The organism is Solibacillus sp. FSL K6-4121 (assembly GCF_038002585.1).
GTDB classification, from domain to species: domain Bacteria; phylum Bacillota; class Bacilli; order Bacillales_A; family Planococcaceae; genus Solibacillus; species Solibacillus faecavium.
Genome location: NZ_JBBOCS010000001.1, coordinates 1,114,914 through 1,131,035, shown reverse-complemented (window position 1 = coordinate 1,131,035; position 16,122 = coordinate 1,114,914). Strand labels below are relative to the sequence as shown.

Below are 16,122 nucleotides of genomic sequence, written 5' to 3'. Positions count from 1 at the left end.
CCTTACCTTTACCTGCTTGATATTATTATTCGTAGTAGAATGTTGTGACTTGTACTTCTGCAGTTACTGCATCAGGCTCATCTGCCATAAGTTCTGCTTCTTCACCGGAAAGCTCAAACTCAACCCTATCTATATGCATAACACGTTCCAATTGTTCAATTTCCTTAATGAAATTCAGCAAGTTCACATCATTTGGTGATGTGACCCCAATTATAAATGTAACTAGTTTTAATGAAGGAGGTAATGTTTCTACAGCAATAGTCGAAACAGGTGCCTCCTCCTCTGTTGATTCCAAATCGTCCAGCAGGCCATCAAGGCTTTCCTGTTCTTCATCTACAGAAGGGTTCTGTATGGCTGAGTCTGAAACAAGAGCATCATAATTATTAAACTCAATACTTCGAATCTGAGAACCTGTTACATATTCAATTTCCTCTATCGACAAAATCAATGTGTCAATTTCACGGTCACTCGGAACTTTTTTACGTAATGCAAATTCATTTACATCCGTTTCGGAATATTGTGACTGATTGTCCCCTAGATTTTGCTCCAACGTTGAAATTTCCGTACGCATATAATTAATTTCTGTACGAATGGATTGTGCTTCTTCCTGCTTTGGCTTTATAACAAATGTATAAAGTGCAAATAAAAGTGCCATGGCAAAAGCAATAACTAGCAACAGCGTCCCATTTTTACTGCTTGTGATTGAATTCATTGCTCGTCACCTCCAGCAGCTAAATATGCTTTATCAATAACGAGGTTAATCTCCAGCTCATAGCGCGGCACTTCAGCAAATTGTTGCTCCAGATTTTTCTCATCATCAGAGGTGATAATTTCAAATGCTTCAATTACCCCTACTTGGACATCATTAAAATAGAGACTTTTTTTAAGCTCACTTACATAGGAAGAAATGGAGTTTAATGTTTCGAAATCCACTGTAGCCTCTACCCCTGTTTCAGAAAATACATAGGAACGTAAATATGTATTTAATGGCAATAAATTTCGCGTTTCAATAATAATAGGTGATACAGCATACGAAACACTTTCCACAAAAGTAACCGACTCCTCTAATGAGCCATTATTTTGCATTTCTGCAGAAGATACCTGTCCCTGCAGTGCATCACGTGTGGCAATTATTGTGGTGCGTGTTACTTCACTATCCGCTATTTCACTTTCTGCATTGAAAAAAATCCAGGCAAAAACAGCTAAAGTTAACAACGATAATATTCCGACTAGTATATATGCAAGTTTTAAACTCGTTTCACCCTTCTCTATCTTGGGCAGGAGGTTAATATCTGGAATCATTCGTTAACCTCCTTTAAAGCTAGTCCCAATAAAGTTGCATGCTTTGCCTTACAATTTGGGAATTGACTTGCTATGACATGATCATCCACAATGCGGATAGGTATTGGTAAATTATCGCCTAACAAAGCTTCAATAATATGGAGTAAAGGATGGTCTCCCATCACAATAATTTCATCTACTTCCTTCTCTCCTTTATGGAGTGAGAATCTAAAAAAGTTCATCATTCGGTCAATTTCAAGAACCTGGTCTGTAGCAGCTCCTCGGAAATCCTCCAAATCAGCCTTATAGGTAAATTGAACTTCCGCATCTTCCAGGACATCTCGTTGCCATTTTTCAGGGGCTGTATCAATCGTTTGGAAACGTAAAAATTCCACATTACCGTCAGAATAAATACAAATCGACAATTCATTGATCGACCAATCTGTCACTAAGTATGTACGGCTCTGATCAATAAACTGAATCTGCTCAAGCAATCTTAAATTGCACAATGCACGAATATCCGCAATTTGCGGATGTAAATGATTGTCCAACAACAGACCAATCATTTTCCCGACCTCATCAGGCGGCGCAGCAAACAGTACTGCCTTTCCATCCCCTTCAATCGGGTCATATATATCTATAAGGGGCTCCTTAAAAGGTAAATGGATGGATTGTCCTAGCTCCATCTGTACGTATTCCTTTAAATTTTTACCACTAATATCCACTGGATGCTCGAATGTTTTTAATAACACGGACGTATCCGGCACTAAAAACCGTACATTTTGTTTTTTGCCACCCCAGTTTGGCACATTTGCCTTTATCAATTCAAACATTGCCATTTCATCCATAATCGTACCTTCCTGCACAACATTGGCTGGCAATGGGATTTCATATATTATTGGTTGCTCCAGGCTTTGCCCTTTTGAAATGAGCGTACGAACAACATAATCATTATAAATAATTGACATATGCGATTTTTTCTTCATCTTAAACATAGAGGAACACCCCTTTTAGTTTAGCGCCAATTGTAATAAGAACTTGCTATTATACTAGCACAATCATCGCCCAATGGAACACCCAAGCGCTATGGGTTGGGTGTTCTTTGGGGGGTGATTATTCATCTATTGTATGACCAGCGTCAGGTATCTCACTACCTTTTGTTGAATCATTATTAATACCACTTATTGTAGCACCTGTAAAAGTGACAGTTTTACTTCCTGAAAATATTATTCCTCCATCTGTTGTTAATGACGTACTTGTAGAACCTGCTCCTTTTGTAATTGTACTTTCACTAGCCTTTATCTCAAATCCACCTGTGCTTTCTAAATAATTTGCTGCTTTCAAATCTGATACAGTAACGTCCGTTTTAGTAAAATCATCAGCGAAGTATAGGTTTGCTGCATTTAAAATATTTATAGCGTCTGACTTCACAGCATTATAACGTGAGTTCTCTATAATCCCCCCAATCGAAGGCACCGCAATTGCTGAAACAATTCCCAAAATAACAATAACCGCTAAAAGCTCAACTAAAGATAAACCTTTTTGATTTTTCAAGCGTTTTTTTAATAACTGTAACATAAAACATTTCTCCTTTTTATTAAAATATTATTTTTGCACAGACGCTTTGTTCCCCTTAGATGCCCCCTTGCAAAACGTCCTTAAATCTTTCCGTTTATAGTAATTACATATTTTCATAAAGGCTAAACATCGGCATGAAGATAGCCGCCACTATAAGCCCGACCGCCCCTGCCAGTATTGCAATCATTATTGGCTCGATCAGGGACTTTAATGTATCGACTGTTCGGTCAACTTCCTCTTCGTAAAAGTCAGCAACTTTTTCGAGCATATAGTCAAGTGAGCCTGTAGATTCCCCGATTCGTGTCATACTTGTAACCATTGGCGGGAAAATCCAGCTTTGTTCAAGCGGCTCGGTTAACGTGCTTCCTTTTTCGAGACTCGCTCGAGCGTCAAGTATGACCTTCCCGATGATAGGATTTCCGGAAATCTTTTCAGAAATCGTTAATGCTTGTAAAATTGGTACCGCACTACTAAATAAAGATGATAGATTACGAGTCAATCTCGCAATCGCACTCTTTTGTAAAAGCGGACCAAATATTGGCATCTTCAGTAGCGCATAATGTACAGAGTAGTGAAACTGTTTATTATTTTTATATAAATATTGGAATACTACAGCTCCTATGACAATGGCACCAATTAGCAACCACCAATATTGTTTTAACCACGTCCCTAACGCCACTGTTGCTACAGTTAATGCAGGGAGTTCTGTATCCATTTGTTCAAACGATTCGACAAACGATGGGACTATAAAGACGAGCATGAAAAACACTACTATTACTATTAGCACTAATAACATGGCAGGGTACGTTAGTGTAGACTGCACTTTTTTAATTAATCGGAAAGACTTTTCATATGAATTGGCTAACCGTTCTAACGTTTCATCAATATTACCCGTTGCTTCACCTGATTTCATCATATTAACAAATAACTCCGGAAAGACTTTTGGGTGCTTTCTTACTGCATCTGAAAAAGGAATACCTGCTCGAATATCCTCTTCCACATTTTCAAGTGCTTTTTTTAATGGTTTACTCGTCGCTTGTTTTGCTAAAATATTCGTTGCTTCCACAAGTGATACACCGGCTCTAATTAATGTAGCAAATTGTCGGCAATAGATAACAAAATCCTGCGTTTTCACTTTTCCGCCGCCTAAGCTGACTTCCTTGTGCCAAATGCTTTTCGATTCTTCAATCTCCCGCGGGTTAATTCCTTTTTCACGGAGCTTCGCTATAGCCGCAGTTTTACTCGCTGCGTCAATAGTACCTTTTTGTGTTGCTCCCATCTTCGTTCTGCCTACATATTTAAAGACGGTCAAATATATTCACCTACATTCAAAAATGGGCGCGCTTCCTCCAATGAAACTTTGCCCGAAGAAACAAGGGATTGAACTGATGTTTCTAATGTATGCATCCCCAGTGCCCGACTCGTTTGCATAATACTTGGAATTTGGTGGATCTTTTCATTACGAATCAAGTTGGATACCGCTGGAATACTTACTAATATTTCAGTTGCCGCTACCCGACCTGCCGCATCCTTCCGAACGAATAAACGTTGTGAAATAATTCCCTGCAATACGTTTGCCAGTTGTATACGGATTTGCCCTTGCTGATGAGGAGGAAAAACATCGATTATTCGGTCAATCGTCGTTGGTGCACTTGAAGTATGCAATGTACCGAAAACTAAGTGACCTGTTTCCGCTGCAGTGATGGCCGTTGATATCGTTTCCAAGTCACGCATCTCTCCGACTAAGATAATGTCCGGGTCCTGTCGTAGTGATGCACGAAGCCCATTGGCAAATGAACCTGTATCAACACCGATTTCACGCTGATTCACGATCGACTTTTTATGTGCATGTAAATATTCAATCGGGTCTTCCAAAGTTATAATATGCTTTGATTTCGTTTCATTAATATAGTCAATCATTGCAGCTAATGTAGTTGATTTACCGGAACCGGTTGGACCTGTTACTAAAATAAGTCCTTGAGGTTTTTCCGCCAATTCATAGAGCACTGCCGGCATATTTAACGATTCAATTGTTGGAATTTCACTTGATATCAAACGTGCAGCAATCGCTCCTGCATTTCGCTGATGATAGGCATTGACACGGAATCGGCAAAGCCCTTCCAACGAGTAATTAAAGTCTGTTTCGCCCTTTTCCTCAAATTCCGCTACTTTATACTTAGGTAAAATATCTTGTACCATCTGTTTGACCATATCTGTCGTAACATCCATAACACCATATTGCTTTAGTTGACCATTTATACGATAAACAGGAGGAATACCGATTGTTACATGTAAATCAGACGCTTTTTCATCATATGCATGTTGGAGTAGTTCTTGAATTGTTAATGTCATTTTATCGATTCCTCCTAGTCAATCGTCGCAACGCGTAGCACTTCTTCAGTGGTCGTCATACCGTCTTGTACCTTTAACAAGCCATCTTGTAGTAAAGTACGATATCCAGCTTTTCGCATATAATTATCTATTTCAGTAGTATTGGCTCGTTTTAAAATTAAATCTTTTAGCTCCCTGTCTACTGGTAATAGTTCATGAATAGCTACTCGACCTCTATAACCGGTATTTGCACATGCGGCACAGCCACGACCTTTTCTTAATTTTTCAATAACTAACCCATTATTGGAAAAAATTTCTATTTCCCGGTTAGTTGGTTCTACTTCCGTACTACAGTCTCTACAATTTTGACGGACAAGACGTTGTGCCAGTATTCCAACGAGTGAGGATGAAATTAAAAATGGCTCAATGCCCATATCCTGCAGACGGGAAACAGATTCAATCGCACTATTTGTATGCAATGTACTTAATACAAGGTGCCCTGTCAATGATGCACGGATTGCAATTTGGGCCGTTTCTACATCACGGACTTCACCTATCATGATAATGTCCGGATCCTGACGTAAAATGGACCGTAACCCTGTCGCAAACGTTAATCCTACTTCTTCTTTCACTTGAATTTGGTTAATGCCGTTCAACTGATACTCTACTGGATCTTCAACTGTAATAATATTGACACCCTCATCATTTAAATCTGAAAGTGTTGCGTATAATGTAGATGATTTTCCGGAACCAGTAGGACCTGTAATCAATACAATGCCATTTGGTTTAGAAACCATTTTTTTAAACAGCGTTTCATTTTCATTAGTAAAGCCTAGTTGCGATATATCTCTTGCAGCATTACTGATATCCAGAATACGCATAACAATTTTTTCGCCATAAACAGTAGGTAATGTCGAAAGTCGAATATCAATTCGTTTAAATTCAATATTTAATTTAAAACGGCCGTCTTGTGGAAGTCGGTTTTCAGTAATATTTAGTCCACCCATAATTTTCACGCGGGCTGTCATCATATTTTGCATATGTTTAGGAAGAGAGCGTTCAGTACGTAACACTCCATCGACACGATAGCGAACTTTATATTCCGTTTCCTGTGGGTCAAAGTGAATATCCGACGCGCGCTGTGCTACACCATTTGCAATAATTTGATTAACTAAACGAACAATGGGCGAATCTTCGTCGGTAATTTCCTGCTGCTGTACCTCTGTCGGATTTATCGCTGCTTCAGATAGAGCGGCGTCCATTGAAGCTTGTAAATCATAATATTTCGTAATTGTTCGATATAAATCGTCCTTCGCAGCGATACTTGTTTCGATTTGACAACCTGTTGCCATTCGGACTTCTTCAATCGCAAAATAATCCATCGGGTCAGACATCGCAATTAACAACTTATTTTTATCACGTCGAACCGGCATAATATTCGCACGCTTTGCCAGCTCTCTTGGTACAAGCTGCAACAGTTCAGGATCTATCGCATATTTATTTAGCGTTATGTGCGGGATACCAAGCTGAAATTCTAATACTTCTATTAATTGCTGCTCCGTCAAAATATTTTCCTTAATGAAAAAGTCCCCTAGTTTTTCGTTACGGCTTTTATTCTCAAGTGCAAAATTAAGCTGTTGCTCATTAATTACGCCTGATTCCAATAGTAGGTCTCCGAGACGTTTTCTTGACGACGATTTCATATTTGCTTCCTCCTTTTCTACGGAGTTATAAGATTTCCACCTTTATCGTAGTAACTACCTTTTGGAATATCTGCATCTTCTGACTGATTATTATTATTTGAACTTGGCTCTGAATTAGGGTTTTCAGGATTACCATTTTGTAAATTATCATTTGGTGGATTGCTATCCGGGAACCCATCCCCATCTAAATCAATTTCGTAATTTTCATTATCGTACAACTCATTATTAGCCGATGTAGGTACTTCAGGTAATTTAGTTGATTTTATGATAATTCGATTCACCGGAGGATAATAATCTCGACTTATTAAACTCTCTTCTCCGAAAACTGAACGGTACACGGAAACTCGTAATCCATTAATTCCTTTTTGCGTTTCCTCGGTTTGTCCGATAGCCAATTCATTTGAATAACGAGTAATTGTACGGGGCTGAATTTCCTCATCTCGTGTTACAGATACAGATACGTCGATTTCCTTCAACGACGTATAAACTTCAGTTAGTAAATTCTCTTCATCCATTGAAAGTCTCATTAATATAGGATTATTAGAACGATTTATAAACTTCAAATCCTTCTTGGTTAATATATCCACTTCCGCCTCAATTCCTGGCTTTAAATAGGAAGGAATTTTATTTTGTGAATGACGCTCCAATATTTCCCCATTTACATTAAGAGCTGCATTATATAAATTGGAAGCAACAAAATTGATTGCTTCACGATTTGCTAAGTTAATTGCATCTCCTAGTACATCAATTAGCGAAAACGTACTATTAGATTCAATAATAGTGTCGTTTAACGCTAATACAAGCTCATTGATTCCCATTGCACTTTTTGGCATTGGTTCTACTGATAAAGAAATACGGTCTGTTTGTAATGTTGTCAGCTCAATTACTACAGCTTCAATTTCGTTTGTACTTAAATATGATGCGTTTTGTTCAACTCGATTATAAGTTTCTTCTGTATCCCATGAAGATATCCTACTAATTTCATTCTTCACTATTTCGTTAGGGCGAATATTTAATGGCAGATGAACTGTTTCATTACTCATCCAAAATGCATACCATGGTTTAATGTAATTTTCCTCATAGTAATTAACTGTACTTTCAATATCAAATTGGAAAGTAGAAGAACTCACTAACATGGTATCACCACCACCGGAAACAGTTAAATTATGGCTATACCATTCATTCACAGCATTTGTTAGCGCAACTTTTAATTGTTCACCTTCCAACCCTCCGATTTCTACTCCACCTATAGTAGAGCCATTTGGCCTTTTATTATCAGAGTCTATAGGACTAGCGATAAAACGAGGTACCCACATTGCCAGTAATATTGCTATTAAAGAAAAGAGAATGGTAGATTTAAATACTATTTTCATTAACTCACCTCCGAAATACCATTAATATATAGTAAATGTAAATAAAATGTAAATTTAAGTTGCTAATTTCAAGTTGATTGGTGAAAATATATATAAAGAATATAAATTTAATAACTAATTAATTATATTCTTTATCAATATTATCCTATTTTGGCATTACGATATTATCTTCATAATACACGATTCAATACTTTATGACTACTATATTTAAAAAATTTGAAATTTATACATACTTAGGATCTTTTGTACTATTTTAAAAAAATCCCATAAAATTCTCTAATACTTTACAAAAGATAATAACAATAAAAATTTATGATAATTAAACATACTTTTATAACATATCTCAAATGATTTTATATACCATATCACCTTCAAAGATCGAAATGGAAACCCTAAAATATAATCACTGTTATTGAATTACAATAGAAAAATTTACCCTTTTTTAAAAATAAATAATACCTATAAATTATCTGATTTTAAATCACCTACTTTATTATGTTGATTGGAGTTATCACATATGAAAAAACACTTTAATAATGAAAATGGGGTATCCTTGCTAGAGGTTGTTGCCTCAATGTTATTATTAACCATTCTACTTTTATCATTCTTCTATTTATTCGTCCAAAATGCTAAAGTGACTTCTAATAATAATGTTAATTATACGGCGAGCACTGTTGCAAGAGAGTTATCTGCAGAAATCACTAAAAAGTGTTCGATTGTGAAGGTAGATAAAGCTTTATCAATATGCAATTATGGCACAGGCTTAACTCAAACAGGATTTATAGAGAAATTTCCTTACCAGCTCACCATTCAAGAAATGAAAGATTCATCAATTATTAAAACAGATTACTATAGGCTAAGAAAAGTTACTATTAAAGTCTGGGATGAAGATGATGATATTTTAACAACGCATCCGAAAACTATTACCTATACATTTCAACGTGAGGTGATCAAATAATGTTACATTCGAGTGAAGAAGGATTCACATTAATTGAAGTTTTAGCAGTTTTAGTAATTGGATCCATAATCACAATATTAACATTCAACATCGTCTCTTCTGGAATGGAAAATTCAAAACATATACAAGAGAAGGCCCTTATACAAAATGAATCAAATTATTTACTAGTTGTTTTAAGAGAATTTCATAAAAGAGGCGAGGAATATAGCATTATATTTAATGATGAAGAAATGATTATAGAGGATGTTAATCAAAAGCATACACTAGTATTCAATAATTACCATTATATAATAAATGGTGGGACGGAACCTATCTCCATTTCACCTAAAGATAATGATAAGTCCTTGAGAGTAAATTTAAAATTAATTAGCAAGAGATATCCTCATATTGAACAAATTACGAATACTATATTACATAGATTATAAGAGAGAGGTTTATCATATGGAAAAACATGAAAAAGGCTTTTCGTTAATAATCGTTTTATTTGCCGTTGTTATTTTTTCTGTAATGGGGCTCTCTCTTTTTACATTAAATTATATTAACGCAAAACAAATTAATCTAACAAAAGATGAATTACTCGCTACAGATTTAGCAGAAATGGGGATTATTTATTACGAGACACTTTATTCAGAACACAGTTTTACTACTTTAAATTCCGCAATAGAAGATGCTAAAAAAAAGATTGAAGATGAAAACAAAAGAAAAAAGTCTGGAGAAACAATCCCTATTAATTCTGAAAATTTACTAAACTATTTAAATAAAGATATCTTTCTAAATAACAATATTATAATCGGTGCAAACGTATTAAATAACTCAAATGGGAATTTTCGAATTACTTCCCATCAAAACGTTGGTTACAACAGTGCTAATAAATCTTTTAAAGTTATTTTCACAAGTGAGGGCTTCACTTATACCGGCAGCAAAGTCGAATTGGACGGTGAAATAATAATTAACTTTGAAAAATTTATCGATGATTATGTAGCGGGAGATATAAAGAATTCCTACAATGTCGTTATCCCAAAAATTGGAGAAATTGAAAATATAAAGAATATTCAAAACAAATGCTTAACAAATTTATTTATTTCCTTAGATAACTGTATTATAAAACAAAATGTAACAGTATATATTTCCCAAATCTACAAAAATAAAAAGGGTGTAATTGATGGGACACTTAAAATCCCCCCTATTACTGGAATAAGTATAAATAATTCTATTTTATATGTTAAAGACGATCTTATATTTAATAATTGGTTTGACCTCAAAGATTCCATAATATATTCAGAAGGTGAAGGAGAGTTTGGAAATGGATCCGGTCTTGATAACACTACTTTATATGTAAAAAATGGAGGATCTTTTGGAAATGTTACGGATGGTATAAGTGGTTCTAGAGTTTATAGTAATGGAGATTTTACTTTCGGGAATATTAGCCCATCCTTCTTTTATAATAATCCCATTAAAAATTCAAAATTTATTATAAATGGGAACTTAAATATGGGAAATATAAACGTTAATATTATGAATTCCACTTTTTATATTAAAGGCGAATTCAAAACCGGGAATATTAATAAATCTATCGACGATTCAACAATCATTTGTGCAGGATCCTTCTCAAGTAAAGTAGCAGAATATAAAAAGAAGAATCCTTCAAAAAAAATATATAATCCGCAATCAAATCCAGACCAATTTAAGGAAGGCGGATTATGTTATTTAGGTGGTGGAACCGGCGAGGTAATAAAAAGAGATCCTACTTCTTTACTGAATAATTTAGATGTAGACTATAATTAGAACTTCAATAATCGAGACAACAATATATCAGTAAAAGCATATACTATATTTCTTTTTATATAATAAGCACCTATTTAAACAATTGTTTAAATAGGTGCTTTCATTTTATCCCCAAACATTGGTATTAAAACTACTATTTAATCTCTCCTTTCCGAAAAAATTAATCACCTTTTTAGCATCTTTCTTCTTCAATATCCTATAAACTTTTCACCGAAAAATCACCCACCTCAACTAAATTAATAGTCAAAGTAGGTGACAACTTTCTAATTCTATCGAGAATGTGGAGTACTCATTAGAATCTAATATTTAATTTTCATATGCTTCCACATGCATCGGATCTCTCCGCTTAGGCCCAATCATATTAAACAAAATATTCAAACCAATCGCCGTTACAGATCCCGCTACAATCCCATTCGAAGTCAAAATCGACATCCAAGAAGGCAAGTTCTCAAAAATTCCTGGTACTGTTGCAACACCAATCCCTAAACCAACTCCTAGTGCTGCGACCATGGCGTTTTCCATTGATTTTTGTATTTCCGGTGCTAGCATTTTCACACCTTGTGTAATTACCATTCCAAACATCGCCAGCATCGCTGCACCAAGTACTGGTGTTGGGATGATCGTAGTTAATGCTGCTAGTTTTGGCAGGAATCCAAGTGCTACTAGCATACCGCCTGTAATGTAAATTACTTTGCGGTCGCGTACGCCTGACATTTGGATTAGTCCTACGTTTTGTGAGAATGTTGTGTACGGGAAGGCGTTGAAAATACCACCGATAATCGATGCTAGTCCTTCTGCACGGTACCCTTTTGATAGATCTTTTGAAGTTAAATCTTTTTTAGTAATATCACTTAAAGCATAGTACACACCTGTTGATTCTACTAATGACACCATTGCTACTAATGTCATTGTTAAAATTGCAGAAGCGTTGAATGTCGGTGCTGCTAAGTAAAATGGCTGCATAATGTGTAACCACGAAGCATCGGCTACTGGTGCGAAATCGACTTTACCCATGAAAATACCGATCATTGTTCCTGTCACCATACCTAGTAAAATCGCAATAGCACGAACGAAACCAACTGTGAATCTATAAATCACTAAAATGATTAGTAACGTAATAAATGCTAAGGCTACGTTTGAACCTGATGCAAAGTCAGCTGCGCCTTGTCCACCAGCCATATTATTAATCGCTACTGGGATTAAGCTGATTCCGATAATCGTTACAACAGAACCTGTTACAACGGGCGGGAAAAACGGAATTAATTTACCGAAAAGACCACCGATCAATACGATGATAATTCCTGATGCGATAATTGCTCCGTATACATCCCCTAGTCCACCGCCAGAACCGATTGCGATAATTGGACTTACTGCTGTAAATGTACATCCGAGTACAACGGGTAATCCAATCCCGATAACCTTCCCTTTCCAAACTTGCAGAAGTGTTGCCACACCGCACATGAAAATATCGATTGCTACTAAATATGTCATTTGTGCCGGACTGAAACCTAATGCCCCACCGATAATTAACGGTACTAAAATCGCTCCTGCATACATTGCCAGCAGATGCTGAATACCAAGCATCGTTGCTTTTGTGTTATTCATAAAAAGTTTTCCTCCAATTATAGATGCACTCTTAATATGTTATTTACATGATTTGAACTGTAGTGTTTTAATGCTTAATCGTAGAATTCTACTTTGCCATTTGCCAGCGACTTAATATTTGCTAAAGATTCAATGCGTAATCCTTGTTCACGTAATGCCTTGCCACCCTGTTGGAAGCCTTTTTCGATTACAATGCCCGCCCCAATAATTGTTGCACCTGCTTGATTTACAATATCAATTAACCCTTTTAGCGCTTCGCCATTTGCTAAAAAATCGTCAATAATAACGACATTGTCATCAGCTGTTATGAACTTCTGCGATACCGAGATTTCGTTTGTCTCGTTTTTTGTAAAAGAATGTACTTTTGATGTGTACAAATTATCCGTTAACGTAAGAGATTTGCGTTTACGTGCAAATACAACCGGAGCACCAAGCGTTAAACCTAAAAATGTCGCTGGAGCAATTCCTGATGATTCAATTGTTAGTACTTTCGTGATGATTTGATCAGAATAACGTTTGGCAAATTCATCACCAATTTCTTTCATTAAAAACGGGTCAATTTGGTGGTTTAGAAATGAATCTACTTTAAGTACTACGTCTGAAAGAACTTCGCCTTCTTTTTCAATTTTTTCTTTTAAAAGTTTCATATACAATTCCCCCTCTATTTTTGGATAAAAAAAATCGGCAGACCTGCTCCCTACAATGAGTGGAGCAAGACTTCCGAATACAGTTCAAAAGTAATAACAAATGAGGTGCACAAATAAAATTGGACGGGTCATTCGTTAACATGCTTCACTCATAGTCGATTCATTTACGGTAAATCGGTAGAAACTTGCAAGCCTTATCCTTGCGATTATATGAGTAAAGTTATTAAGTTTAATATTGAATGTCCCAATTATAATCATGTAAATCTTATATTGCAATAATCTCATAAAAGTAAAACTATTCTTATTTTTCGGAAATTTGAACAAAAAAGCGATTATAACGAAGTGAACGTTCGGTTTTAGGCATTTACCAATAAATTCTTAACTAAATTTTCTTTGAATTGTTCGAAATTTTTCCCCTCAGACCCAAAATAGCTCATACTACGCGTGACAAAAACGAGCGCCTTCTTTCCATTCCCATAAGTAACTTCAGCAATTGCACCCATTTCCTCCAAAACTTGCACTTTCATCTCATCTTCATTGTAAATAACAATATTCTCTTCAAATAGCGTTTTAAATTGATTGAACGTAGCTGACCCTTGCAAAATAATGATTTCCGGCTGAAATTCTCCCATTAATTCTTTGAAAATAGTTTGCCCGCGTTCAAAATTAGCGGCATCTTCTTTTTTTGCACTTTTTGCATGATCTGTCGATTCTATTTGATACGTATTTAAAGATGTATAAATAAGCGATTCGTTATAGTGCTTTTTTAGCCATGCCTCAAATTGTAAAGAACCTTTAAATTCACGAGGGGCTCCCTTTATTTCACTCAAATAAAGATCTTTTAACAGTTCTCTATTTAATAATGACTCTGCAAAAATCTGTTCACTTCTATCCTCTACTTTAAAAAAAGGTACGGCATTTGTGCTGACTAGGAAAATTCGTGATTTGTAGGGGTTTCCATTTGTTAAAAACGGGCGAAACGCTACAGTTTTTCCCTCTTCGCCCATTAACCATTGATGCATTTTCTTATATAAACCTGTTGAGATAGGCATTCCTAACACTTCCTTATAAGTATAGAGATTTTTCATTTCTTCTATAATACCATTCCTTCCTTTTAAAGTATAAAAGGAAGGCTAAAGGGCATTTTATAATCGAGAGCATTTTTTTCGCCACTTCATTTACGATTTAAATACATATATTCGCCACCCTAATGACATTTTAGACACTTGGCTTTAGATATTAGCCACTTTGCATGACTTAATATCCACTTCAGTTTCACTCCACAAAAAAACGCAATGAAAGCTGATGCTCACATTACGTTTTAATTATTATTTATTTGATAGATCGCAGTCCATTAAAGGAACGATTTTTGTTTTATGTTTTACTTTATAGAACATCCATAATGAAGCAAATAACGGTAAACCGATATATGAAACGACTACTCCGTACCAGTCAATTGTCCCGCCCATAAAGGCCATATAGTTTTGACCAAGTACGACAATCATACAGAGGGCAAACGCAAATAACGGACCGAATGGGAAGAATTTCGATACATACGGTAAATCGCTCAATGACTTCCCTTGTGCGACATATGCACGACGGAAGCGGTAATGACTGATTGCAATGCCGAGCCATGCGATAAAGCCGGACATACCTGAAGCGTTTAGTAACCAAATATATACGACACCATCGCCAAAGAAAGAAGCTAAAAATGCTAATGAACCTACTGCTAATGTAGCTAAAAGGGCATACATTGGAATACCGCGCGTCGTTACTTTCATAAACAGTTTCGGTGCTTTTCCGTCTACTGCTAATTGATAAAGCATACGACTTGCTGCATAAAGACCTGAGTTCCCTGCAGAAAGCATTGCTGTTAAAATAATCGCATTCATAACAGATGCTGCAAATGCGACACCTAAGTTTTCAAATACTAATGTAAATGGACTTGTTGCAATATCTTCTGATAAAAGGCGTGCATCTGTATACGGAATAAGTAATCCAATTGCGCCAATTGCGAAAATGTAAAACAGTAAAATACGCCAGAATACTGAACGTACAGCTTTTGGTATGTTTTTGGCTGGATCATCTGTTTCCCCTGCCGTTACCCCTAGCATTTCCGTACCTTGGAATGAGAATCCCGCTGCAAGGAAAATACCGAATAGAGCTAGGAAACCGCCATTAAACGGTGCATCTCCTGCAAAGAAATTCGTGAAGCCGACCGGGTCGTTCCCGCCTAAAATACCGAAAATCATTAAAAAGCTGACAATAATAAATACAATTACTGTTGCGACTTTGATCATCGCAAACCAGTATTCTGCTTCACCAAAAGCTTTTACAGATGCTAAGTTAAATGATAAAACGACTACGATAAATAAAATTGTCCATACAATCGATGAACTGTCCGGGAACCAGTATTTCATAATTAATGACACAGCAGCAATTTCCGCTGCAATCGTAATTGCCCAGTTGTACCAATAGTTCCAACCAAGTGCAAATCCTAATGCCGGGTCTACAAATTTCGTTGCATACGTACTAAACGAACCCGATGTCGGCATATAAGCAGCCATTTCCCCTAATGACGTCATTAGGAAATACACCATAACCCCGATTAATGCATATGCGAGCAATGCCCCACCAGGACCTGCCTGTGCAATGGCGCCACCTGATGCTAAAAATAGTCCTGTACCAATCGTTCCGCCTAACGAGATCATCGTAACATGGCGGCTTTTTAATCCTCTTTTTAACTCGTTTTTATTACCGAGCTGATCTATTTTAATTTCACTCACGATTATAAAACTCCCTTTTTGTTTTGTTTGGCGAGGTGTAAAAATAAAACCACCACAAGTTTTTGTGATGGTTAT

General features: G+C 36.2%; 15 protein-coding genes and 1 riboswitch. Of the genes, 3 read left to right on the top strand and 12 right to left on the bottom strand.

Annotation, left to right across the window (positions count from 1 at the left end; translation table 11 throughout):
* Positions 1-25: 25 nt before the first annotated feature.
* From MHH95_RS05755 to MHH95_RS05720, 8 genes are all read right to left on the bottom strand, one after another.
* Positions 26-712 carry a potassium transporter gene (locus MHH95_RS05755; protein ID WP_340726732.1) on the bottom strand — a complete coding sequence of 229 codons (687 nt, stop codon included), beginning with the start codon at positions 710-712 and terminating at the stop codon, positions 26-28.
* Positions 709-1,302, bottom strand: coding sequence for a malate synthase (locus tag MHH95_RS05750; RefSeq protein WP_340726731.1), 594 nt, complete (start codon positions 1,300-1,302; stop codon positions 709-711). Before MHH95_RS05750 ends, MHH95_RS05755 begins: the two co-directional genes overlap by 4 nt.
* On the bottom strand, positions 1,299-2,276 hold the full coding sequence (gene pilM / locus MHH95_RS05745) for a type IV pilus biogenesis protein PilM (RefSeq protein WP_340726730.1): 978 nt from the start codon (positions 2,274-2,276) through the stop codon (positions 1,299-1,301). Before pilM ends, MHH95_RS05750 begins: the two co-directional genes overlap by 4 nt.
* 118 nt (positions 2,277-2,394) lie before the next feature.
* On the bottom strand, positions 2,395-2,859 hold the full coding sequence (locus MHH95_RS05740) for a type II secretion system protein (protein WP_340726729.1): 465 nt from the start codon (positions 2,857-2,859) through the stop codon (positions 2,395-2,397).
* Between the two features lie 103 nt (positions 2,860-2,962).
* Positions 2,963-4,171, bottom strand: a complete 1,209-nt coding sequence (locus tag MHH95_RS05735; RefSeq protein ID WP_340726728.1) for a type II secretion system F family protein — start codon at positions 4,169-4,171, stop codon at positions 2,963-2,965.
* Complete coding sequence (locus MHH95_RS05730) at positions 4,168-5,211, bottom strand: type IV pilus twitching motility protein PilT (protein WP_340726727.1); 1,044 nt, start codon at positions 5,209-5,211, stop codon at positions 4,168-4,170. The genes MHH95_RS05735 and MHH95_RS05730 overlap by 4 nt, the downstream gene beginning before the upstream one ends.
* Positions 5,212-5,225: 14 nt before the next feature.
* Positions 5,226-6,893, bottom strand: a complete 1,668-nt coding sequence (locus MHH95_RS05725) for a GspE/PulE family protein (protein WP_340726726.1) — start codon at positions 6,891-6,893, stop codon at positions 5,226-5,228.
* 17 nt (positions 6,894-6,910) lie between these two features.
* Entirely contained in the window at positions 6,911-8,266 is a 1,356-nt protein-coding gene (locus tag MHH95_RS05720; protein WP_340726725.1) for a VanW family protein, read from the bottom strand.
* Positions 8,267-8,783: 517 nt separating this feature from the next.
* On the opposite strand from MHH95_RS05720, the gene MHH95_RS05715 reads away from it, so the two are divergent.
* From MHH95_RS05715 to MHH95_RS05705, 3 genes are read left to right on the top strand one after another with little or no spacing between them, the layout of a single operon-like run.
* Positions 8,784-9,224, top strand: coding sequence for a hypothetical protein (locus MHH95_RS05715; RefSeq protein ID WP_340726724.1), 441 nt, complete (start codon positions 8,784-8,786; stop codon positions 9,222-9,224).
* Positions 9,224-9,649 (top strand): PulJ/GspJ family protein, encoded by a 426-nt coding sequence (locus tag MHH95_RS05710; RefSeq protein ID WP_340726723.1) that lies wholly within the window; start codon positions 9,224-9,226, stop codon positions 9,647-9,649. The genes MHH95_RS05715 and MHH95_RS05710 overlap by 1 nt, the downstream gene beginning before the upstream one ends.
* 16 nt (positions 9,650-9,665) lie before the next feature.
* The gene (locus tag MHH95_RS05705) at positions 9,666-11,009 is read left to right on the top strand and encodes a type IV pilus modification PilV family protein (RefSeq protein WP_340726722.1); all 1,344 of its coding nucleotides are present in this window, start codon (positions 9,666-9,668) and stop codon (positions 11,007-11,009) included.
* Between the two features lie 306 nt (positions 11,010-11,315).
* Here the strand turns inward: MHH95_RS05705 and MHH95_RS05700 are convergent, their stop codons facing one another.
* From MHH95_RS05700 to MHH95_RS05685, 4 genes are all read right to left on the bottom strand, one after another.
* On the bottom strand, positions 11,316-12,614 hold the full coding sequence (locus MHH95_RS05700) for a nucleobase:cation symporter-2 family protein (RefSeq protein WP_340726721.1): 1,299 nt from the start codon (positions 12,612-12,614) through the stop codon (positions 11,316-11,318).
* A gap of 74 nt (positions 12,615-12,688) precedes the next feature.
* A complete protein-coding gene (locus tag MHH95_RS05695; protein ID WP_191701313.1) occupies positions 12,689-13,261 on the bottom strand; it encodes a xanthine phosphoribosyltransferase in 573 nt (190 codons plus the stop codon).
* A 132-nt stretch (positions 13,262-13,393) separates the two neighbouring features.
* Positions 13,394-13,495: riboswitch (purine riboswitch) on the bottom strand.
* 122 nt (positions 13,496-13,617) lie between these two features.
* Entirely contained in the window at positions 13,618-14,349 is a 732-nt protein-coding gene (locus MHH95_RS05690) for an RNA 2'-phosphotransferase (RefSeq protein ID WP_340726720.1), read from the bottom strand.
* Positions 14,350-14,589: 240 nt separating this feature from the next.
* Positions 14,590-16,047, bottom strand: coding sequence for an amino acid permease (locus MHH95_RS05685; RefSeq protein WP_340726719.1), 1,458 nt, complete (start codon positions 16,045-16,047; stop codon positions 14,590-14,592).
* Between the last annotated feature and the right edge of the window lie 75 nt (positions 16,048-16,122).

Coding starts and splice junctions, on each gene's coding strand:
- MHH95_RS05755 (WP_340726732.1), bottom strand. CDS start 712: ATGAATTCAATCACAAGCAGTAAAAATGGGACGCTGTTGCTAGTTATT.
- MHH95_RS05750 (WP_340726731.1), bottom strand. CDS start 1,302: ATGATTCCAGATATTAACCTCCTGCCCAAGATAGAGAAGGGTGAAACG.
- pilM (WP_340726730.1), bottom strand. CDS start 2,276: ATGTTTAAGATGAAGAAAAAATCGCATATGTCAATTATTTATAATGAT.
- MHH95_RS05740 (WP_340726729.1), bottom strand. CDS start 2,859: ATGTTACAGTTATTAAAAAAACGCTTGAAAAATCAAAAAGGTTTATCT.
- MHH95_RS05730 (WP_340726727.1), bottom strand. CDS start 5,211: ATGACATTAACAATTCAAGAACTACTCCAACATGCATATGATGAAAAA.
- MHH95_RS05725 (WP_340726726.1), bottom strand. CDS start 6,893: ATGAAATCGTCGTCAAGAAAACGTCTCGGAGACCTACTATTGGAATCA.
- MHH95_RS05720 (WP_340726725.1), bottom strand. CDS start 8,266: ATGAAAATAGTATTTAAATCTACCATTCTCTTTTCTTTAATAGCAATA.
- MHH95_RS05715 (WP_340726724.1), top strand. CDS start 8,784: ATGAAAAAACACTTTAATAATGAAAATGGGGTATCCTTGCTAGAGGTT.
- MHH95_RS05710 (WP_340726723.1), top strand. CDS start 9,224: ATGTTACATTCGAGTGAAGAAGGATTCACATTAATTGAAGTTTTAGCA.
- MHH95_RS05705 (WP_340726722.1), top strand. CDS start 9,666: ATGGAAAAACATGAAAAAGGCTTTTCGTTAATAATCGTTTTATTTGCC.
- MHH95_RS05700 (WP_340726721.1), bottom strand. CDS start 12,614: ATGAATAACACAAAAGCAACGATGCTTGGTATTCAGCATCTGCTGGCA.
- MHH95_RS05695 (WP_191701313.1), bottom strand. CDS start 13,261: ATGAAACTTTTAAAAGAAAAAATTGAAAAAGAAGGCGAAGTTCTTTCA.
- MHH95_RS05690 (WP_340726720.1), bottom strand. CDS start 14,349: ATGAAAAATCTCTATACTTATAAGGAAGTGTTAGGAATGCCTATCTCA.